The sequence below is a fragment of the Planomonospora algeriensis genome (assembly GCF_977012225.1).
On the sequence record NZ_CDRNDK010000942.1, the window covers coordinates 1 to 970 of the forward strand.

Annotated in this window: 1 pseudogene; it reads left to right on the plus strand. The window is 75.6% G+C overall.

Annotated features, from left to right (window positions below):
* Positions 1-350: 350 nt before the first annotated feature.
* Positions 351-970, plus strand: a pseudogene (locus ACWJ6R_RS37055) (hypothetical protein); the annotation flags it as partial.

Genomic DNA, 970 nt, shown 5'->3' on the forward strand with positions numbered 1-970 from the left:
GCGCCGAAGCCGGCGACGACCCCGCCGGTGACGCCGCCGCCGACGACACCGCCCGCCCCGGTGACCCCGCCGGCGACACCGGACCCGTCGAGCACGCCGACCGCGTCGGAGACGCCCGCGCAGTCGGCCGCCCCCTCCGAGACGGCGAGTCCATGAGTCCGGCCCGGCGCGGCGATGCCCGTCTTCAGGGGGCTGCGCCCCGGACAGGTGAATACAACGTCTTCTCTGTCCTTGCTGATTGCCTGGGTTGATTACAGTGCGCCTGTCGTGCTTGTTCGGAGAGTGACGGAGCGTGATCCTGGCTGGCGCCGCACGCCGTGGAGGCGTGCGGCGGTCCAGGAGGGTGATGCATGCAGTCCGTCGAGAAGCGGCGCCGTGGCGCCACCGTGGTGGCCGGTCTGGTCTGCGCTCTGGTCGTGACGGCCGGGCTCCCGGCTGACGCCGCACCGGGCAGCCCCGGCCCGTCCGCCGACGAGGTGGCCCGGGCGAGCGCCGAGGCCCGCGAGCAGAGCAGGCGGCTGGGCGCGGCCACGGCCCTGCTCGCCGAGGCCGAGGCCGAACTCGACGGGCTGACGGCCAGGGCGGAGAAGCTGATCGAGGCCTACAACGGTGAGCTGGTACGGCTGGCCCAGGCGGAGGAGCGCCAGCGGCGGGCGGACGAGCAGGTGCGCGCGGCCGGAGCCCAGGTCGAGGACTCCCGCCGGGCGGTGGCCGCGCTCGCCGCCCAGAACTACGGCGGGATGGACCCGATGATGGGCCTGATGGCCGACATGGGCGACGGCGGCGCCGACGCGGGCTACCTGCAGCGGATGAGCGTCATGGCCCACGTGAGCGGCGGCCAGGCCGCGCGGCTCGGGCAGCTGCGCGACGCCCGGGAGGTGCTCGTCGTCTTCCAGGAGCAGGCGGAGGAGGCCTACGCCGAGCGGCGGGCGGCGGCGGAGCGCGCGGACGCGGCCGACCAGGCCCACAG